Here is a 17530-nt window from a genome sequence, read left to right as displayed (position 1 = left end):
GCCGTCCCTACTTCACTAGAGGACGGGCGGAACGATAGCCTCATCCGTCAACACCGCGGTCGTCGCTCGAAACCCATCTCACACAGTGAGACGCGATATCGCTATGTCATTCGATAGCGAAGCGCACCCATGGGAGAGAGCAACGGGGAGTCCCGCCGCCGGGTGCGCACCGGCGTGAGCGAAGACGAGAGCGCGTCCATCCTCGACGAACTGTTTCAGACGCGCCTCGAACTCCGAGCGGTCGGCGACGAATCGACCGAATCGGAGCGGCGCATCGGTACCGACGACCTCATCGACGTGATTCGGCACGGGCCGGTGCTCGAGGCGCTCTTTCTCGCGCCGCTCGACCGGCGCGATATCGAGGCGGAACTGGACGTGTCCCGCGCCACCAGCCACCGCTTCGTCCGGTGGCTGACCGACCGCGACCTCGCGCGGAAGGTGGACGGGCGATTCGAACTGACGGGATACGGGCAGGCGGTCGCCGAGGAGGTGGTGCGCTTCGAACAGAACCTCGCCACCGCGCACCGCCTCGCGCCGCTCCTCGATTCCATCTGCGAGAACCACCAGGAGTTCGTCGTCGAACCGTTCGCGGACGCGACCGTGACGGTCGCGACCCCCGACGACCCGTACCGACCGATGCAGCGTTTCCTCTCGCTCGTGGAGGAGTCGTCGTCGTTCCGCGGTTTCAACACGACGCACATGGTGCCCCTGTCGCTCGATTCGTTCCACGAACGCCTGCTGGAAAGCACCGACACCGAACTCATCTCCCTCCCGGATACGGCGGAACGACTCGTCGAGGCGTACCCGGAGCGGGCGAGCACCGCCCTCGACCACGGCCACCTCGAACTCCGGACGCGCGAGGCGTTTCCGTACGGTCTCGCCATCTTCGACGACCGCGTCGGTATCGGGGCCTACGACGAGAAGACGGGCGCGTTGCAGGTGTTCGTCGACTCCGACGCGGCCATCGCCCGCCGGTGGGCCGAACGCGTCTTCGCGGTGTACCGAGACCGGTCGGAACCGCTGGTCGACCGACGAGAGGGGTGAGCGAGACGCACCACGGCGACCGTCGGAAACCGCGCTTTCCGCACGAACGCACGCCTCGGCTGAAATCGATTTCAGTAAATTCCCCTACAGAAATGTAATTCAGATTACGTTTATGCCGGTGGCCGTCCACTGTTCAACTGTGATGAGATCGATACCGACCCAGTTGCCGGACCGGCAACAGACCCCGTCCTCGACGCACGGCTTTCGAAAAACGATCCTGGGATGGGCGGCGGCGTATCTGGCGTTCCTCGCCGTGCTGTTGGCCGTCTCCTACCCCGTCGTGGTCGGCAGCGTGCTCGCGGGCGCGACCGCGGCGGTGCTCGGCGGTCACCTGTTGCGGCGTCGCCGCGACCACCACACCCGAAGGGTCTGCATCCCGGCCACCGGCGTCTGCGTGAACGTGTAGTCCGCCCCCGCCGGGGGTGACACCGTCGCGCAGTAACGCTCTTACCGCGTTTCGTCCGCCGACTTCAGTCGACCGCTCCGAATCCCTCCGGCGGTCGTCGGTGCCGCGTCGCCCGTTCGTAGGAGTACGCGAGTTCGAAGAGCCGCGGTTCGGAAAACGCTCGCCCGAGCAGTTCGACCCCCACCGGCAAGCCGTCCTCCGTGAAGCCCGCTTGCACGACGATAGCGGGGAATCCCGTGTGCGCGGCCAACTCGCAGGATAGCTCCTCGAACGGCTGGTTTTCGGGAATTTCGACGGGTGGAATCGTCGACGGCGGATACAGGAGCGCGTCGAGGTCGCGTTCCACCATCCGACGCGCCGTGTCCACCGCGATTTCCCGCCGTCGCTCGAGCCGCCGAAGGTAGCCGCGCTCTTCGTCGGGCGCCTCCGCGTCGACGTCGAGGACGTCGCCGGCCGTGAGTCGCGATTGCACCGCCTCGGCGACCAGTCCCGACTCGACGATGTCCCCCAGCGTGCGGTACGGAGCCGCGTCTCCCAGTCCCTCCAGATACCGATTCACGTCGCGCTCGAACTCGTAGCGGATGACGCGCGCCGTCGCCAAGACGTCCGCGTCGACGACCTCGACGGGGTCGACGATCGTCGCGCCCGCCGCCTCCATCTCGTCGAGCGCGGTCTCGACGACGCCGGTCACCCTTTCGGCCGCCGCTTCGGGCGCGCTCTCCTCGTCCTGCAGGCCGAAGAACTCCCGAACGACGCCGATTCGCGCCCCCTCCAGTCCGTCCTCGTCGAGGTGCGAGACGTAGCCGCCCTCGGGGACGTTGCCCGCGCCTCGCGCCGTGACGGGGTCCGCCGGGTCGTAGCCGCTCACGACGTCGAGCATCCGCGCGGCGTCGGCGACGGTTCGAGTTATCGGGCCCGCCGTGTCCTGGGTCTCGCTCAGCGGGACGATGCCGGTTCGGCTCACCAGTCCCCTGGTCGGCCGGAGTCCGACCAAGTTGTTGAACGCCGGAGGCGACCGGACGGACGAACAGGTGTCGGTTCCCGTTCCGACCGCGCCCAGATTCGCGGCGATAGCGGCGGCGGTGCCGCCGCTCGAACCGGACGGTCGACGGTCGAGCGCGTACGCGTTTCGCGTCTCCCCGCCGAGGGAACTGATGGTGTCGACGCCGTAGGAGAACTCCTGTAGGTTCGCCTTCGCGAGGATCACGCCGCCCGCGTCGCGGAGCCGTTCGACGATGAACGCGTCCGCTTCCGGCACCGACTCGGCGAGCGCCCGCGACCCCGCCGTGGTCGGCATGTCGTGGGTGTCCTGGTTGTCCTTCAGGACGACGGGAACGCCGTGCAGCGGGCCGACGAAGCCGTTCGTTTCGAACCGCGAATCGAGTCGTCGCGCCCGCCCGCGAGCGTCGGGGTTCACCGTCAGAATCGCGCGTAGTTCGTCGTCGTACTCGTCGATGCGCGCCAGATAGCGGTCGACGAGCGATTCGGCGGTGACGTCGCCCGCTTCGATGGCCGCGTGAATCTCGTCGACGGTCGTCTCGGTGGGGTCGAAGGAATCGGCGTCGGTCGTCGGCATCCTTTGCGAACCGTTCCCAACCCAGTACTAAACAATCTCCGGTAGGGGTCACCGATGCGGCGGGCGATGGTCGTTGTCGGACGACCGGAACGAACTCCGAGTAACCTACCGGAGTTCGAACTTCTGCACCTTCCCGCTGGGGGTCTTCGGCAGTTCGTCGACGTGGACGTACTCGCGGGGGCGCTTGAAGTCGGCGAGGTCGTCGCTCTCGCGCAGGAAGGCGTCCAGGGTCTCCTCGGTCGCCCCGTCCTCCCCGACGACGTACGCGACCACTCGCTCGCCCCACTCCTCGTCGGGCTTACCGACGACGGCCACCTCGACGACCTCGGGGTGCTCCAAGAGCACGTCCTCGATTTCGCGCGGATAGATGTTCTCCCCGCCGCTGATGATCATGCTGTCGGCGCGGTCTTTGACCCAGAGGTAGCCGTCCTCGTCGGCGTAGCCGAGGTCGCCCGTGTAGTACCAGCCGTCGCGGATGGCGGCGTCGGTCTGTTCGGGCCGATTCAGATACTCCCGCATGAGCGCCGGGCCGCGAACGACGATCTCGCCGACCTCCCCCGGCCGCGCTTCCTCGTCCGGGGCCAGCGCGTCGCCGCCCTCGTCGAGCGACACGACGCGGACGTCGTGGTTGAGTATCGGCACCCCGGCGCTGCCGGCTTTCTCCAGCTGTTCGTCCGGGTAGAGCACCGTGACCGCGGGGCCGAGCTCCGTCATCCCGTAGTACTGGACGAGGTCGCAGCCGATTCGGTCGTGGATTTCGCGAATCGTCGTCGGTGCCATGCTGGCCCCCCCGTAGCCGCCCAACCGGAGCGAGGAGAGGTCGTAGGACTCCGGGTCGGCCTGCAGCATGGCGAGCCACATCGTCGGCGCGCCGAACAGCACGGTGACGTCGTGCTCGGCGAGCATCGACAGGGTCGCCTCCGGTTCGAAGGCGTGCTGCACGACGTTCGTCGCGCCGACGTGCACCCGCGGGATGAGGAAGACGTGGAGCTCCGCGGAGTGGTAGAGCGGTGCGGCCGAGAGTCCGACGTCGTCCCGGGTGAGCTGCTGGTCGACGAGCACGGACGCGCTGTGCTCGATCATGTCCCGGTGCGCGTGGACGACGCCCTTCGGCCGACCGGTGGTGCCGCTGGTGTACATGACGATGTAGTCGTCGTCCTGCGCGACGTCGGCGTCCGGAGCGGTCGTCGGCCGGCCCTCGAGGAGGTCGTAGAAGTACCCGGTCGCGCTCGAATCGTCGACGTGGACGAACTCCTCGACGGTTTCCAGGTCGCCCTCGGCCGCCTCGACGACGTCCGCCACCGCGTCCTCGTAGACGAGGACGGAGCTCTCCGCGTCGTTCAGGATGTACGTCGCCTCGCCGGCGGGCAGGCGGAAGTTGAGCGGGTTGAAAACGGCGCCGAGTTTCGCGGCGGCGTACATCGTGATCACCATCTCGCTCGTGTTGAACAGGAGCGTCGAGACGCGGTCGCCCCGCTCGACGCCTCGGTCGGCGAGGGCGTGGGCGAGTTGATTCGTGCGCTCGTCGAACTGGCGGTAGGTCAGCGACTGGTTCTTTCGCGGGTAGACCACAGCGGTTCGTTCCGGGTACTTCTCGGCGGTGAGGGTGAGTGTGTCTCCCACGGTCGGATACATATCACTACTCCCGATGCCTTGAGTAATAAACATCCGGACGCGACGTGTTCGATTCGGAACGGTTCGACGGCCGAATCGACGGTGCGCCCGCACCGTCGATTCGCGCGGAACGGAGGGGGTGGGAGTACGTGTCAAGGTCGGGGAGGGAAAAGCATACAAGTCGAACCGCCGAACTGTACGGTATGACCCCAGCGTGGCTAGCTGACTGGGTGTTTCTACTTGCAGCTACGGGGACCGCGCTCGTCGCGGGCTATCAGGCGGTCGTCCGCGGGACGCACGCGAGGGCGCTCCGAACCGGCGCGATCAGCATCCTGTGGCTCAGCGTGATACTGATTGACGGGTACTACGACGTTCTCGTTTCGATAATCGCCGTCGGAACCATCGCCCTCGTGTGGCTACTCACGCAAGAGCGAACGGGAGTACGGCGGTCGTAGTCTGTTACGCCGATTCCGACGGTGGGAGGGTTCCTTCTCCGAGGTGCAACCGAAGGACCGGGCGGACGTTTATCGAATCTCTTACCTAAAGAACGGCGTGATGAAGGCAAGAACTAACCCATAGAAGACATATAAATATAGAGTAATGAGCGCCGAGAAAGCCGCCGACGGTGACGAGACGGATTCGGCGACCTGCCCGTGGTGCGCCGAAAGTATCGATCAACGGACCAGTGACGTGATCGTCGGTTCCCCCGACCCGCGCCCGCCCTCGTACACGTGGCATCTCCACACGGAGTGCGCCGCCGAGTGGCGGGAGTTCGTGTCCCATCTCCGAACCCTCGCCGGACGCGGCGCGTTCCGGACGCTGGTGGAAGAACCGCTCGTGGGCGACGTGAACGAGATGATCGACTGGAAGGATTCGGTCGACCGGTGACCCCCCTCGGAGGGTTACCGCGAGTCCGACCCGTCGATTCCACCGACGGAAAGGGTATCTATTCGACGGTGACGCTCTTCGCGAGATTCCGCGGTTTGTCGATGGAACGCCCTTTCTGATTCGCGACGTGGTACGCGAACAGTTGGAGGTACACGTTCGCGACGACCGGTTCCATCAGCCCGATCGCCGGCACTTCGAGCGCCGTGTCGAAGACGGGATTCGGGTCGGTCTCCGAGGTGACGCCGATGACGGGTGCGCCCCGCGATTCGACCTCCTTCACGTTGTGGAGCGTCTCGTCGGCGTTCGTCCCCTCGGTCAGGACGGCGACGACGGGCGTTTGCTCCGTGACGAGCGCCAGCGGACCGTGTTTGAGTTCGCCGCCCGGGAAGCCCTCGGCGTGGTCGTAGGAGATCTCCTTGAGCTTCAACGCGCCCTCGAGCGCGACCGGATGGCCGAATCGCCGACCGATGAAGAAGAACGCGTCCCCGTCGGCGTACTCTTCCGCCGTCTCTCGTACCGCGGGTTCGGCGTCGAGCACTTGTTGGATGGCCCCCGGCACCGCGGACAGTCCCCGCAAGATGGTCGACGCCTCGTTCGAGGAGATGGCGTTGCGCTGTCGACCGAGGTAGACGGTCACCAGCGCGAGCGTCGTCACCTGCGAGGCGAACGTCTTGGTAGCGGCGACGCCGATTTCCGGTCCGGACCGGATGTACACCGTGTCGTCGACTTCGCGGGCCACCGTCGACCCGACCGTGTTCGTCACCGCGAGCGTTCGCGCGCCTGCACCCGCGGCCTTTCGAAGGGCGCGCAAGGTATCGGCGGTCTCGCCGCTTTGGGTGACGGCGACGACGAGCGTTCGCCACGGGTCGCGGTTCCCCCGGAACTCGTACTCGCTCGCGACGTGCACCGAGACGCGCACGTCCGCGTGCCGTTCGAGCAGTTCTGCGGCGTACAGACCGGCGTAGTACGACGTCCCGCACGCGATGATCTGAATCTCGTCCAGCGAGTTGCAGTATTCCCGTGACAGCGAGAGGTCGAGATCGACGGCGCCGGCGAGTTCGTCGACGCGGCCGGAGAGCGCCTGTCGGACGGCGTGCGGTTGTTCGTGAATCTCCTTTCGCATGTAGTGCTCGTACCCGCCCTTCTCGGCGGCGTCCGCGTCCCAATCGACGGTTTGGCGCTCGCGCTCTACGAGCGTATCGCCGTTCGTAATCGTCACGTCGCTCTCGGTGAGGCGGGCGATGTCACCGTCCTCGAGGAACGTGACACGCCGAGTGTACTCGACGAACGCGGTGACGTCGCTCCCGAGGAAGGTGGCGTCGTCGGTGTGACCGATGACGAGCGGGCTATCCTGGCGCGCGGCGACGATGCCCTCGTGGCCGACCGCGGTGACCGCGATCGCGAAACTCCCCTCGAGCATCGCGACGACGTCTTCGACGGCGTCGCGGAGGTCCGCGTCGTCCGCGAGCGCGTCCTCGATGAGGTGGGCGATCACCTCGGTGTCCGTCTCGCTCGTGAACTCGTGGTCGTCGCCGAGTTCCCGTTTGAACGCCTCGTAGTTGTCGATGATGCCGTTGTGGACGACCGCCACGTCTCCCGAACAGTCGGTGTGCGGGTGGGCGTTCGCGTCCGTGGGGGCTCCGTGCGTACTCCACCGCGTGTGACCGATTCCGCAGGTGGCGTTCGGCATCGAGGGAATCGTGAGGTCGTCGATCTGGCCGCTTTGCTTGTGCACCTCCAGCGTCCCGTCGAGCAACGCGACGCCGGCGGAATCGTAGCCGCGATACTCGAGATTTTTCAAACTCCGCGCGATGATCGTCGAGCAATCTCCGTCGCCGATGTAACCCGTTATTCCACACATACGTTAGCCTCGCTGTACGAACGCGCCGTCTTCGAGTCGTCCACCGACGATCGCCCCGCTGTCTACCGTTACTCCCTCGCCGACGATGGTTCCCGGCCGCACCGTGACGTTACCGCCGAGGCGAGCGTTGTCGCCGACGAGTCCCCCGAACGTCACGTCGCGGTGGACCTCGTCGGCGAGCGTGACGTCGGTGCTCCCGCCCTCGACGGTCGCGTTGGGGCCGACGGCGGCGTTCGCGCCGACGATGCAATCGCGGACGACGGCACCGGGTCCGATCGTCGCGTCCGGGAAGATCACGGCGTCCTCGATCACGGCGTTCGACCCGACGGAGACGTTCTCGCCGACGGACGTTCCGCGGAGCACGGCCGCACCGGGATGCACCGTCACGTTCTCGTCCAGCACGACGTCGTCGTGGACGACGGCGTTCGATGCGACCCGTACCGACCGAGGAAGGTCCGATTCGCTGGTGGAGCGCTGCCGATCCAAGACGTAGTTGTTGAGCCAGAGCAGATCCCACGGGTAGGAGATGTCGCCCCAAAAGCCGTCGTACGGAACCGCCCGAAGCGGCCGAACGTCCGATTGCGTCCGTAGCGTCGTCGTCAGCGCCTGTTCACCGTGACTCTCCGTCCGGCGAATCGCCGAAAAAATCTCGGGGCCGAACGCGTACACGCCGGCGTTGATCTGCTTCGACGACGTCGTCCCGGGAATCGGCTTCTCGATGATGTCGGTGACGGTCTGCCCGTCGAGTTCCACGACGCCGAATCGGTTCGGCATCTCGACGCGCGTCACGGCGAGACACGACGCCCCCGTCTGGCGTCGTTCGTCGATCAGATCTTCGACCGCTTTCGGTTTGAGGTGGCGGTCGCCGTTCAGCGCGATGAAATCCGTCTCGATGTACGGTTCCGCCTGCAGGAGGGCGTGTCCCGTTCCGAGCTGTTTCTCCTGGACGGCGTACGTGATATCGACGTTCCAGCGGTCGCCGTCGCCGAAGCGGTTCTGGATCCGTTCGCGGTGGTAGCCGACGACGAGGACGATTTCCGTCACGCCGGCCGCGGACACCGCTTCGATGACGGACTCGAGCAGGGGTTTGTTTCCGACCGGGAGCATCGGTTTCGGTCGATGGTTGGTGAGGGGTCTCAGTCGGGAGCCCTCACCGGCAGCGAGAATGACCGCTTTCATGGAGCGTACCACTCTTGCGTCCGGGTATAATTCTTCTCATGGACGGCTCCGTCGGTTGGTTTTGTCTACATGTCAAGTAAATGGCTGAGGTGCTGGTCGATAAAGAAGGTTCGTCTTACTTTTCGATCTATCGGCGAACCGGTCTACCGAGCCACCGGCGAACCCCTCGTTTACCCAAGTCCATCGACCGTCGCCGACGAAAGCACCACCCGCCGTCCGTACCGACGGAGTGCCGTGACTCGTTTCGATGGAACGAACCGTGGAGAGCAGCCACTCCCGGCTTCGAACACGGGGACACTCCGCCACGCGACGAGTAAAAAACGAACGAGACGTCCCGCTGGCCGTTTCTCAGTGCGCAGTGAACCCGTCGATTACGTTTCCGCAGTCCGGGCACGACACGAGTTCGGTGCCTGTGCTCTTGTGTCCAGTTGGGTCGCCATTGCGGGTCGTCCGCGATTGACCGCCGCGGCGGAGGTCAGAATTACAGTAAGGGCACTCTTGCATGATACTCATCCACGCGATGCGTGGTAACGTCTGACACCACAGTCGCGGTTGTGATAAACTTTGTGTCGACCCGCGCGGACGGAAACGAGGACGGGGGCGGAGCGAACCGCGAGCGGCGAGTCGTCCGAGGCGCTCGTCAGGCGAGCGCCTCGCGGGCGTTCTCGACCGCGGCGTCCTTCTTCGCGGGGTACGCTTCGACCTTCGCGCGGAGGGTGATTCCCTGTCCGAGTTCGACCCGACCGCGGTAGGCGGCCTGCTTGTCGAGCGAGACGAAAAACGAGCAGTTCTCGTCCACGCGCTGGTCGAGTTCGTCGCGCACTCGCTCGATGTCCGGAAGCTCGCGGAGTTTGTCGAGGACGTGGCGCATCTCGTCGGCCGTCTCGACTCGCGCCGAGAGGACGAGGATGCGGTCGCCGTGGTGGCCCTCGCTCGTCGCGCGCGTCACCTCGAACTCCTCGGGGAGGAAGGTTCGGAGGGCCGCTTCGACGCGCTGGTCGTCTTCCGTGTCGTAGCAGAACGCGCGCAGGTCGACGTAGTGGAACGGAACGCTGGTCATGGAGAGACGTTCGGTGAACGGCGTTACGCTTCGTCGTCGACCGCTTCGAGGGAGTCCTCGGAGATACCCGTCTCCTGCCCGTCCTCGAAGCTGATGGTGTAGGTGGCGTCGCCGAACATCGTTTCCATCACCTGCGTGACGGTTCCTTCCTCGCCGTCGTACTCGCTGTGCTTATCGTGTAAGATGACGCGGTCGTCTTCGTCGAAGCTCATACCGGCGGATACCCCGCCCGCTCGTAAAAACCGTCCGATTCCGGAATGTCGGCGACCGAAGGCTTATTTCGACCGCCGAAGTACTCCGGCACATGATTATACTCTTCGCACGCCTCGGAATCGGTTCGTCTTCGCAGTCGCACTCCTCGAAGTCGCGTCCCTCGCCACCCGACGATGACGCTCGATGACCTCTGGTTTCTCGCCACCGAGGCGGAACAACACGCCGAGCAGGCCTATCACCGACTGACGGACGCCTACACGCAGTTTCTGGAGTTCGACCGAACCTACGAGGTCTCCCGCTATCGGTTCCGTACGCTCGCCCAGCGCGTATCCGAGACCGGCGCGCCGTACGGCGCGCACACCGCCGTCTACCGACCCTCCGGCGAGCTACTGCTCGTCTGGCACGAGGGCGTGGACATGTGGGTGCTCCCCGGCGGCGGCGTCCACGAGGGCGAATCGTACCGCGAGACCGCCGAGCGCGAACTCTACGAGGAGGCGGGCGTCGAAGCCGACTACGAGGGGTTGGCCATCGCGACTCGAACATCGATTCGGTGCGGCGACTACTCGACGTGGGGCGTCCTGCCGGTGTTTCAGGCGCGGGCGGAGACGACGACGCCGACCGTGGACGACCCCGACGGCGAGATAACCGACGCGAAGTGGTTCGACGAACTGCCGGCGAACACGCGCGACCGGGAACAGTTGGTGGCGTGGCAGGAAGACCGCTTCATTTCCCGTGGGTGACGCCGTCGCGGGAGTCGGCGTCCATCCGCCGAATCGCGCCGCGAGCGTTGCCGGACTCGTAGCCGAAGAACACGTCGTTGGCGTATGCGTCGGCGACCTCGGTGGCGTGGATGAGGTCGTCGATGTCGATGTCCACCGCGTAGAGTTCGATGCTGAACGGGACGGAGAGCGCGTCTTCGAACCCCGTGGCGATGACTTCGAGCCAGTAGGTCGTGGAGTAGGCCATGTCGTACAGCGGGACGACGAACTCGTCCACGTACTCCGAGAGCGCGTCTAAATCGAGTCCAGCGCGCTCGTAGAGATGTCCCGGATAGGGGTCGGGGTAGAGCGTGAGGTAGGTCTTGCCGGGGATTCGCTCGGTCGCCTCGGCCACGAAGTCCGTGATGACGTTCGCGCGCCACTCCATCCTGTCGTCGTACTCGCTCGCGTCGAACTCGCGCTCGCACTGCTCGCAGTGGCAGTACTCGGCGCGGGGGAATCCCACGTCGTCCAGTCGCACGTCGGGGTACGCCGCCGCGGCGTCGTCGATCATCTCCAACAGCCCCTCGCGGTAGGACTCGCGGGTCGGGCAGACGTACCCCCAATCGAAGTAGGGGCGGTCGCGGGTCGCCGGTTCGCCCTCGTCGCTCACCGGGACGAGCGACGGATCGCTCTCCGCGGCGGCGCTGTCGCCGAAACAGGAGATCATGTTCACGCCCGATTCGACGGGTTCGGTCGCGCGACCCGTCACGTCCTTCATCTCGTAGAACCCCCTGTCGAACTCGGGCCAGTCGAGTTCCTCGGGGTTGCGCGTCACCACGCCGTACATATTCCGTCGGTTGGGGTTCACGCCGGTAAGCCGTTTCGGACGGCGACGGCCCCGCCGTTCGCCTTCAACTCCTTTCTCCTGCCGCCGGAACCCTTACCCCGCTACGAACCCTCTCATCGTTCCATGCTTCGAACACTACTCGGCGTCGTGAAGTCCGGCGTAAAACTGCTGTCCGCGCTGACGTCCTCGTCGCCCGCCGCACCCGCGCAGAGCGACTCCCTCGACAAACTGAACGTCCTGTCCCTGCTCGCGCAGGCGGGGTACGCCTTCCAGAAGGGGAACGCGAAGCGAGGCGCGATTCTGCTCGGCGCGGCGACCATCGCGCCGAAGAACCGCAAACTGTCGTACCTCGTGCAGGGCGCGCTCACGCTCGATTCGCTCCGCAAGCGCCTCCGTTGAGCGGAAGCGATTCGGCGTTTCGAAGAGGTCGTCGACCGGCATCCGTATCTCCGGTTCAAGGTGCTCTGTTGAACCTCGATCGATCACAGTTCTCGGCGGTGGTGCCGAATAGAAGGCGCACACCTCGCAACTCGATCCGCTCGAATCGGCGAACGTTTATATCAGCACGGTTGCGATACGTTACGAATCGAACTTGAATTTCTCGGGGATGATCTCCGGCTCCGATTTAAACGCCGTGTTGTCGCTCCACTCCTTGACGTCCTGAATTACGAGGTCAGATAGGGAGCGAGTATCAACTGCGTCATCGAGCGTTCGGTCCTCGATTTCTTTTTTGGGAACCCGTATTACGTCGCTGAACTCAATTCGTTCTCCCCCGGGTGCATCCTCCAAAACATCGTGAAAAGAGAATATCCCGCCGTTACAATTGTCGACCGCATTGATTTCGATTACAACGTCTCCGTCATCGTCATCGTCCGCGATATTCGCCCGTACGTGGCGTAAGAACGCGTATTGGCCCGTTTCGTGAGCAGGTTCCCTATCGATGTAGTTCATCACTATGTCGGCTTCATCGGTATTAGTGTATGCTATCGGATCGTTATTTTTGAAGTGATATTTCATTTGTGGTGGATTTGCGTATATCATATTAATTCTTGGCATAGCGATGAGGGATGTGCCGAACTCGACTTCTGTCCGCGGCACCGCGTTCTCGACGGGTATCAGGCAGTCCGTCGAGCCTCTGGAATTATTGCGGGCGCGCACGTGGCAAATTTAGTGAAGCCGGAAGACAGACCCCACGGAGCCATTCAGAAGTAGTACTTGTACAGCGCGAACACGAGGAGTAGAAACATCGGCGCTAGCGGAAGTGCGGCCTCGAACGGCACCACTAGAAACACCACGGCGGCGACGACGACGAACTCGAGCGCGAGTAGCACGGCGAGAACTTCGCGTTGCGCGGCCATTTTCGTGCGTCGGTTCACCGTCGAAACGTATGAATTCACTGACCTGGCGGTGACGCGCTCGACCGCTAGGGGACGGCGCTCCTCGACGTTCGAGCCTTTCACGCCGATGGACGGACCGCCGTCGACCGCCGAGCGTCGAGCGGGATGGGAAAAGTAAAGGATTGACTAGTCGCATTTTCCGGTATGGACTTCAGCCTCTCCGCAGAGCAGAAACAGATCCGGGACATGGTCGCGGAGTTCGTGGACGAGGAGATCAAACCTCGCGCCGCGGAGATAGACGAGACGGACGAGTTCCCCCGCGACCTCATCGACCAGATGGCCGACCTCGGCCTCATGGGGATGCCCTTCCCCGAGGAGTACGGCGGGGCCGGACTCGATTACCACTCCTACGCCATCGGACTGGAGGAGATATCCCGCGGAAGCGGCGGCGTCGGCACCATCGTCGCGGCTCACACCAGCCTCGCTGGCAACATGCTCTACGAGTTCGGAAACGAGGAGCAAAAGCAGGAGTATCTCACGCCGCTCAACGAGGGGCGGGACATCGGCGCGTTCGCGCTCTCGGAACCCGGCGCGGGGAGCGACGTGCCCGCGATGGACACCACGGCGGAGAGGGAGGGCGACGAGTACGTGCTGAACGGCGGCAAACTCTGGATCTCGAACGGGTCGGTCGCCGAGACGGTCACCGTCTTCGCCAAGACCGACCCCGACGCGGGGAACAAGGGCATCTCGTCGTTCGTCGTCCGCCCGGAGGAGGACGACGGCTTCCACGTCGAGGGCACGGAGCACAAACTCGGCGACAAGGGCTGTCCGACCGCGGAACTCCGGTTCGACGATATGCGCATCCCGGAGGACCGCCTCCTCGGCGAGGAGGGGCGGGGGTTCGTCCACGCCCTGAAGACGCTGAACGGCGGGCGCATCACCATCGCGGCGCGCTCCATCGGACTGGCCCGCGCGGCGCTGGACGACGCCCTCGAGTACGCCCAGCAGCGCGAGCAGTTCGACCGGCCGATCAGCGACTTCCAGACCATCCAGCACAAACTCGCGGACATGGACACGAAGGTCAGCGCCGCGAAGATGCTCATGCACCGCGCCGCCGACAGGAAGATTCGGGGCGAGGACTACATCAAGCAGGCCGCGCAGGCGAAACTGTTCGCCAGCGAAATCAGCAGGGAGGTGGCGAACGAGGGCATCCAAATCCACGGCGGCTACGGCTACACGACCGACTTCGACGTGGAACGATACTACCGCGACGCCAAACTGAACGAGATCTACGAGGGGACGAGCGAGGTGCTGCGGAACACCATCGCGGCGCAGATGCTGGACTGAACGGTCGGTTCCGCTAATTTTGGAAGCTCTGGGTGCTACCCGAGACGAACGTTCCACGATGGCGCGCGTTGGCGTGGCGAGCGCGGTGCCGGTGGACTGAAGGGGCCCTCCGCTCGCGCGTACGTGGTCGTCTCGGCGACCGCGAGTGGGCGAGGGCTTTCGATGTCTGCTTGTTGGTAGTTGCAATCACACCAGAACCGAACGGTTCCCCTCACTCCACCATCTCTCGCATCCACTCGAACTGCTCCCCGAGCGCCCGCCCTCCGACCTCGGTCAGCGAGTACACGTCGTACAGTCCCTCGACGCGCTTCTCGACGTGGCCGCTCTCGACCAACCTGTCGAGCATTCCGTAGAACCGCTTCGGGTCGAGCTGCTCGTCGTACCGCGATTCGAGGCGCGTCTTCACCCGTTGGCCGCGAAGCTCTCCGGCGTCGGCGAGGATGATACAGATGTCGCGGCGGGTTCCGCTCTGGTGCCATCGCATGTAGGTGCGTGCGGCGTCCGTCGCCACGTCGTTTTCCCTTTCGGACGGAACCGATAGCTTCGACTGCCCCGCCTCCGAACCGACCGCCATGACCACGCTTTCGGAAGGCGACGTCACGGCGCGCTACTTCGAGACCGACGACGAGCGCGTCCTCGAACTCTCCCGCGAGGGTCGAACCGCCGTCGTCGCGCAGAACCGCGAGGGGTACGGCATGTTGAAGGTGCGCGAAACCGCCGACGGTTCGGAACTGGAGCGATACTACGGCTTCGACATGGCGTTGGACCACGCGGCGGAACGCCTGGGGGTTCGACCGAACGACCTCCCCGTTCCCGACGTCGCCGCGGACATGGGAATGTGAAAAGTATCGTACGAATCCGGGAACGTGCGGAACGGAACCTCTCTAGCCCACGACGATAGACTGTTCCGCAAATAGAAACGACCGATGACATATACCCCCGCAAACCTTTTCTCCGGTGATTGAGTGGGCTTGAGTAATGGCTAGCCTGAGCGACCTTCTGAACGACCTCGTCACCGGCGTCGACGCGGTGTTCCTCTTCTCTCCGAGTGGCTCGTACTACGAGCGACTTTCCGACCTCGACGAACTCGACGTCGTGGTCGTCGCGCCGGACAACGCCGTCGGGGCGAGCGAGTACGTCGAACTCCCGCTGGAGTTCGACAACGTCAAAGATCGCATTCGGTTCGGCATCGAAGGCGCGATAGAACAGGGCATCACGGAGGACGGCGACGAACTCGCGTGCATCGCGACCATGTTCGAGGACGGCATCGACACCGTCACCCGCGTTCGGGCGAACGAGGAGTCCCACTCCGGTATCTACGGCCTGTTCGCCAACTCGCGGGCCGACCCGGGGGTCATCCGCGACGTGTTCGAGGTCGCCATCGAACTCGGCAAGAAAGGACAGAAAGGCAAGCCCGTCGGCGCGCTGTTCGTCGTCGGCGACGCCGGCAAGGTGATGAACAAGTCGCGCCCGCTGTCGTACAACCCCTTCGAGAAGTCCCACGTTCACGTCGGCGACCCCATCGTGAACGTCATGCTGAAGGAGTTCTCGCGGCTGGACGGCGCGTTCGTCATCTCCGACTCGGGGAAGATAGTCTCCGCCTACCGCTACCTCGAACCCTCCGCGGAGGGCGTCGACATCCCGAAGGGGCTCGGCGCGCGCCACATGGCGGCGGGGGCCATCACCCGCGACACGAACGCGACGGCAATCGTCCTCTCCGAGAGCGACGGCCTCGTCCGGTCGTTCAAAGGCGGTGAGCTCATCCTCGAACTGGATCCGGAGGAGTATTAGGATGCAACCCGAGTGGCAACAGCTCCTGCGCGAGGAGTACCGAATCGTCCTCGCCATCCTCATCATCATCGCCGGGGGCATCGCGGGCTACCTCCTCGGCCGCTTGAACAAGCGCATCCTGCGCGCCGCGGGCGTTCACGAAGTCGTGGAGGGGACGCCGTTCGAGCGCACGGCGCGGAGTCTCGGGACGACGACGGTGTCGCTCATCGCCCGCCTCACGTCGTGGTTCATCTACGGCGTCGCCATCCTGCTCGCGCTCAACACCGCGGAGCTCCCCCTCAGCACCCAACTGTTCTGGCAGATAATCCTCTTCATCCCCGACCTGTTCGTCGCGGCGCTCGTGTTCATCGTCGGCTTCATCATCGCCGACAAGGCGGAGCTATTGGTCAGCGAACGACTGCGGAGCGTCAAACTGCCCGAGGTCAGTTTGCTCCCGAGACTCGTCAAGTACAGCATCGTCTACATCGCCACGCTCATCGCGCTGAGCCAGATCGGTATCGCCGTGCTCACGCTGCTCGTCCTCTTCGGAGCGTACATCCTCGCGGTCATCGTCTTCGGTGCGGTGGCGTTCTGGGACTTGCTCCGCTCGTCCGCCGCCGGCATCTATCTCCTTCTCAACCAACCGTACAGTATCGGCGACGAGATTCGGGTCGCCGGCAATCAGGGGATAGTACAGGAGGTTGACATGTTCGTCACGCACATCGAGAACGACGGCGAGGAGTTCATCATCCCGAACCACCTCGTCTTCCGGAGGGGCGCGGTTCGGCTCCGAAACTGAGTTCGGCTACTCCGGACTCCCGCTCGACATCTCCGTCGCCGGAACGCCCGCCACCGTCGCCCCCGGCGGCACGTCACGGGTCACCAGCGAGTTCGCGGCCACCTGCGCGCCCGCGCCGATTTCGACGCCCGGCAGGACGACGGCCCCCGCGCCGATCATCGCGCGCTCGCCGACGACGACCTCGCCGGTTCGGTACTCGTCCTGGAGGAACTCGTGACAGAGGATGGTCGCGTCGTAGCCGATGATGGCGTGGTCCTCGACGGTGATGAGGTCGGGCCAGAACACGTCGGGCGTCGATTCGAGACCCCACGACACCCCTCGCCCGACCGTGACGCCGATTCGGCGCAGGAGCCAGTTCTTCAGGCGGAGGCTGGGATTTATCCGCACGAGCCAGATGACGACGTAGTTGAGCGCGACCCGGAGCGGACTGCGGGCCGTCGTCCAGTACTGCAGGGAGTTCAGGCCGCCGGGCGTCGGGTGGCGCGCGATGCGCTCGTGGCGGTGGGGCGTGTCGTCGCTCACGCGCCGCGGTTCGCACCCTGATCGCTTGAAGCTACTCCTCGATAATTTCTAAGAACGGTTCGAAATCGGAGACGGCGGTGGTGGGTTCGACCACGCCCGCGTCCGCGTCGTACTCGACGACGTGGGCGTTTTCGAGGCGCGGGAGATGCGAGTGGAGGAGGCCGATTTCGATCCGGTTCGAATCCGCGTCCGTCCGCCGACTGACGGTCTCGACCAGTTCCGTAACCGTCGTCCCGTCGTCCCGCTCGAGCAGTTCCGCGACGACGTACCGTCGATAGCGGTGGCCGAGGACGTCGAATATCTCGTCGGGGGAGAGGCGTTCGCACATGTTGTAAGGATTTGGATACTGTCGCTTGGTTATGGGCT

Annotated in this window: 22 protein-coding genes; 10 read left to right on the top strand and 12 right to left on the bottom strand. The window is 64.7% G+C overall.

Features of this window, described 5'->3' with window-relative positions; genetic code table 11:
* Nucleotides 1-129: 129 nt before the first annotated feature.
* Together LIX00_RS00785 and LIX00_RS00780 are read left to right on the top strand one after the other, a co-directional pair.
* Nucleotides 130-1044, top strand: a complete 915-nt coding sequence (locus LIX00_RS00785; protein ID WP_227354288.1) for a helix-turn-helix transcriptional regulator — start codon at nucleotides 130-132, stop codon at nucleotides 1042-1044.
* A gap of 142 nt (nucleotides 1045-1186) precedes the next feature.
* The gene (locus tag LIX00_RS00780; RefSeq protein WP_227354287.1) at nucleotides 1187-1450 is read left to right on the top strand and encodes a hypothetical protein; all 264 of its coding nucleotides are present in this window, start codon (nucleotides 1187-1189) and stop codon (nucleotides 1448-1450) included.
* 64 nt (nucleotides 1451-1514) lie between these two features.
* Here LIX00_RS00780 and LIX00_RS00775 read toward each other — a convergent pair whose 3' ends face one another.
* Complete coding sequence (locus LIX00_RS00775; RefSeq protein WP_227354286.1) at nucleotides 1515-3026, bottom strand: amidase family protein; 1512 nt, start codon at nucleotides 3024-3026, stop codon at nucleotides 1515-1517.
* 105 nt (nucleotides 3027-3131) lie between these two features.
* Nucleotides 3132-4661, bottom strand: coding sequence for a long-chain-fatty-acid--CoA ligase (locus tag LIX00_RS00770; RefSeq protein ID WP_227354285.1), 1530 nt, complete (start codon nucleotides 4659-4661; stop codon nucleotides 3132-3134).
* Between the two features lie 182 nt (nucleotides 4662-4843).
* Between LIX00_RS00770 and LIX00_RS00765 the strand changes: the two genes are divergently transcribed.
* Both LIX00_RS00765 and LIX00_RS00760 read left to right on the top strand, forming a co-directional pair.
* Complete coding sequence (locus LIX00_RS00765; RefSeq protein ID WP_227354284.1) at nucleotides 4844-5095, top strand: hypothetical protein; 252 nt, start codon at nucleotides 4844-4846, stop codon at nucleotides 5093-5095.
* Between the two features lie 145 nt (nucleotides 5096-5240).
* Complete coding sequence (locus LIX00_RS00760; protein WP_227354283.1) at nucleotides 5241-5528, top strand: hypothetical protein; 288 nt, start codon at nucleotides 5241-5243, stop codon at nucleotides 5526-5528.
* A 58-nt stretch (nucleotides 5529-5586) separates the two neighbouring features.
* On the opposite strand, the gene glmS is transcribed toward LIX00_RS00760, so the two are convergent.
* The 4 genes from glmS to LIX00_RS00740 form a co-directional block, all read right to left on the bottom strand.
* On the bottom strand, nucleotides 5587-7389 hold the full coding sequence (gene glmS, locus LIX00_RS00755) for a glutamine--fructose-6-phosphate transaminase (isomerizing) (protein WP_227354282.1): 1803 nt from the start codon (nucleotides 7387-7389) through the stop codon (nucleotides 5587-5589).
* Between the two features lie 3 nt (nucleotides 7390-7392).
* Nucleotides 7393-8568 (bottom strand): sugar phosphate nucleotidyltransferase, encoded by a 1176-nt coding sequence (locus LIX00_RS00750; RefSeq protein WP_227354281.1) that lies wholly within the window; start codon nucleotides 8566-8568, stop codon nucleotides 7393-7395.
* A 640-nt stretch (nucleotides 8569-9208) separates the two neighbouring features.
* Complete coding sequence (locus LIX00_RS00745; RefSeq protein WP_227354280.1) at nucleotides 9209-9628, bottom strand: RNA-binding protein; 420 nt, start codon at nucleotides 9626-9628, stop codon at nucleotides 9209-9211.
* A gap of 23 nt (nucleotides 9629-9651) precedes the next feature.
* A complete protein-coding gene (locus LIX00_RS00740; protein ID WP_227354279.1) occupies nucleotides 9652-9840 on the bottom strand; it encodes a DUF1918 domain-containing protein in 189 nt (62 codons plus the stop codon).
* 174 nt (nucleotides 9841-10014) lie between these two features.
* Here LIX00_RS00740 and LIX00_RS00735 point away from each other — a divergent pair, with 174 nt between their 5' ends.
* Complete coding sequence (locus LIX00_RS00735) at nucleotides 10015-10581, top strand: NUDIX hydrolase (protein ID WP_227354278.1); 567 nt, start codon at nucleotides 10015-10017, stop codon at nucleotides 10579-10581.
* Here LIX00_RS00735 and LIX00_RS00730 read toward each other — a convergent pair.
* The gene (locus LIX00_RS00730) at nucleotides 10565-11389 is read right to left on the bottom strand and encodes a hypothetical protein (protein WP_227354277.1); all 825 of its coding nucleotides are present in this window, start codon (nucleotides 11387-11389) and stop codon (nucleotides 10565-10567) included. The two genes, LIX00_RS00735 and LIX00_RS00730, sit on opposite strands and share 17 nt — an antisense overlap.
* A 123-nt stretch (nucleotides 11390-11512) precedes the next feature.
* On the opposite strand from LIX00_RS00730, the gene LIX00_RS00725 reads away from it, so the two are divergent.
* Nucleotides 11513-11788 (top strand): hypothetical protein, encoded by a 276-nt coding sequence (locus tag LIX00_RS00725; RefSeq protein ID WP_227354276.1) that lies wholly within the window; start codon nucleotides 11513-11515, stop codon nucleotides 11786-11788.
* A 180-nt stretch (nucleotides 11789-11968) separates the two neighbouring features.
* Here the strand turns inward: LIX00_RS00725 and LIX00_RS00720 are convergent, their stop codons facing one another.
* Together LIX00_RS00720 and LIX00_RS00715 are read right to left on the bottom strand one after the other, a co-directional pair.
* Nucleotides 11969-12406 (bottom strand): hypothetical protein, encoded by a 438-nt coding sequence (locus LIX00_RS00720; RefSeq protein WP_227354275.1) that lies wholly within the window; start codon nucleotides 12404-12406, stop codon nucleotides 11969-11971.
* A 185-nt stretch (nucleotides 12407-12591) separates the two neighbouring features.
* Nucleotides 12592-12849, bottom strand: a complete 258-nt coding sequence (locus tag LIX00_RS00715) for a hypothetical protein (protein WP_227354274.1) — start codon at nucleotides 12847-12849, stop codon at nucleotides 12592-12594.
* Between the two features lie 81 nt (nucleotides 12850-12930).
* Between LIX00_RS00715 and LIX00_RS00710 the strand changes: the two genes are divergently transcribed.
* Nucleotides 12931-14073, top strand: coding sequence for an acyl-CoA dehydrogenase (locus tag LIX00_RS00710; protein ID WP_227354273.1), 1143 nt, complete (start codon nucleotides 12931-12933; stop codon nucleotides 14071-14073).
* 211 nt (nucleotides 14074-14284) lie between these two features.
* On the opposite strand, the gene LIX00_RS00705 is transcribed toward LIX00_RS00710, so the two are convergent.
* Nucleotides 14285-14647: a PadR family transcriptional regulator gene (locus tag LIX00_RS00705; protein ID WP_368410702.1), complete on the bottom strand. Its 363-nt coding sequence runs from the start codon at nucleotides 14645-14647 to the stop codon at nucleotides 14285-14287.
* Here LIX00_RS00705 and LIX00_RS00700 point away from each other — a divergent pair.
* The 3 genes from LIX00_RS00700 to LIX00_RS00690 all read left to right on the top strand — a co-directional run bounded on the left by LIX00_RS00700 (nucleotide 14646) and on the right by LIX00_RS00690 (nucleotide 16642).
* Complete coding sequence (locus LIX00_RS00700; protein WP_227354272.1) at nucleotides 14646-14915, top strand: DUF7111 family protein; 270 nt, start codon at nucleotides 14646-14648, stop codon at nucleotides 14913-14915. The two genes, LIX00_RS00705 and LIX00_RS00700, sit on opposite strands and share 2 nt — an antisense overlap.
* 136 nt (nucleotides 14916-15051) lie before the next feature.
* Nucleotides 15052-15864 (top strand): diadenylate cyclase DacZ, encoded by an 813-nt coding sequence (dacZ, locus tag LIX00_RS00695; protein WP_227354271.1) that lies wholly within the window; start codon nucleotides 15052-15054, stop codon nucleotides 15862-15864.
* 1 nt (nucleotide 15865) lies between these two features.
* Nucleotides 15866-16642, top strand: coding sequence for a mechanosensitive ion channel domain-containing protein (locus LIX00_RS00690; protein ID WP_227354270.1), 777 nt, complete (start codon nucleotides 15866-15868; stop codon nucleotides 16640-16642).
* Nucleotides 16643-16648: 6 nt separating this feature from the next.
* On the opposite strand, the gene LIX00_RS00685 is transcribed toward LIX00_RS00690, so the two are convergent.
* Nucleotides 16649-17164 carry an acyltransferase gene (locus LIX00_RS00685; protein ID WP_227354269.1) on the bottom strand — a complete coding sequence of 172 codons (516 nt, stop codon included), beginning with the start codon at nucleotides 17162-17164 and terminating at the stop codon, nucleotides 16649-16651.
* A 31-nt stretch (nucleotides 17165-17195) separates the two neighbouring features.
* Nucleotides 17196-17492: a DUF7344 domain-containing protein gene (locus LIX00_RS00680; protein WP_227354268.1), complete on the bottom strand. Its 297-nt coding sequence runs from the start codon at nucleotides 17490-17492 to the stop codon at nucleotides 17196-17198.
* Between the last annotated feature and the right edge of the window lie 38 nt (nucleotides 17493-17530).

The organism is Haladaptatus salinisoli (assembly GCF_020614375.1).
In the GTDB taxonomy this organism is placed as follows: domain Archaea; phylum Halobacteriota; class Halobacteria; order Halobacteriales; family Haladaptataceae; genus Haladaptatus; species Haladaptatus salinisoli.
This window is presented reverse-complemented; position numbering and strand designations above follow the sequence as displayed.

Coding starts and splice junctions, on each gene's coding strand:
- LIX00_RS00735 (WP_227354278.1), top strand. CDS start 10,015: ATGACGCTCGATGACCTCTGGTTTCTCGCCACCGAGGCGGAACAACAC.
- LIX00_RS00725 (WP_227354276.1), top strand. CDS start 11,513: ATGCTTCGAACACTACTCGGCGTCGTGAAGTCCGGCGTAAAACTGCTG.
- LIX00_RS00745 (WP_227354280.1), bottom strand. CDS start 9,628: ATGACCAGCGTTCCGTTCCACTACGTCGACCTGCGCGCGTTCTGCTAC.
- LIX00_RS00780 (WP_227354287.1), top strand. CDS start 1,187: ATGAGATCGATACCGACCCAGTTGCCGGACCGGCAACAGACCCCGTCC.
- LIX00_RS00760 (WP_227354283.1), top strand. CDS start 5,241: ATGAGCGCCGAGAAAGCCGCCGACGGTGACGAGACGGATTCGGCGACC.
- dacZ (WP_227354271.1), top strand. CDS start 15,052: ATGGCTAGCCTGAGCGACCTTCTGAACGACCTCGTCACCGGCGTCGAC.
- LIX00_RS00680 (WP_227354268.1), bottom strand. CDS start 17,492: ATGTGCGAACGCCTCTCCCCCGACGAGATATTCGACGTCCTCGGCCAC.
- LIX00_RS00740 (WP_227354279.1), bottom strand. CDS start 9,840: ATGAGCTTCGACGAAGACGACCGCGTCATCTTACACGATAAGCACAGC.
- LIX00_RS00765 (WP_227354284.1), top strand. CDS start 4,844: ATGACCCCAGCGTGGCTAGCTGACTGGGTGTTTCTACTTGCAGCTACG.
- LIX00_RS00690 (WP_227354270.1), top strand. CDS start 15,866: ATGCAACCCGAGTGGCAACAGCTCCTGCGCGAGGAGTACCGAATCGTC.
- LIX00_RS00775 (WP_227354286.1), bottom strand. CDS start 3,026: ATGCCGACGACCGACGCCGATTCCTTCGACCCCACCGAGACGACCGTC.
- LIX00_RS00730 (WP_227354277.1), bottom strand. CDS start 11,389: ATGTACGGCGTGGTGACGCGCAACCCCGAGGAACTCGACTGGCCCGAG.
- LIX00_RS00770 (WP_227354285.1), bottom strand. CDS start 4,661: ATGTATCCGACCGTGGGAGACACACTCACCCTCACCGCCGAGAAGTAC.
- LIX00_RS00710 (WP_227354273.1), top strand. CDS start 12,931: ATGGACTTCAGCCTCTCCGCAGAGCAGAAACAGATCCGGGACATGGTC.
- LIX00_RS00720 (WP_227354275.1), bottom strand. CDS start 12,406: ATGAAATATCACTTCAAAAATAACGATCCGATAGCATACACTAATACC.
- LIX00_RS00785 (WP_227354288.1), top strand. CDS start 130: ATGGGAGAGAGCAACGGGGAGTCCCGCCGCCGGGTGCGCACCGGCGTG.
- LIX00_RS00700 (WP_227354272.1), top strand. CDS start 14,646: ATGACCACGCTTTCGGAAGGCGACGTCACGGCGCGCTACTTCGAGACC.
- glmS (WP_227354282.1), bottom strand. CDS start 7,389: ATGTGTGGAATAACGGGTTACATCGGCGACGGAGATTGCTCGACGATC.
- LIX00_RS00705 (WP_368410702.1), bottom strand. CDS start 14,647: ATGGCGGTCGGTTCGGAGGCGGGGCAGTCGAAGCTATCGGTTCCGTCC.
- LIX00_RS00750 (WP_227354281.1), bottom strand. CDS start 8,568: ATGAAAGCGGTCATTCTCGCTGCCGGTGAGGGCTCCCGACTGAGACCC.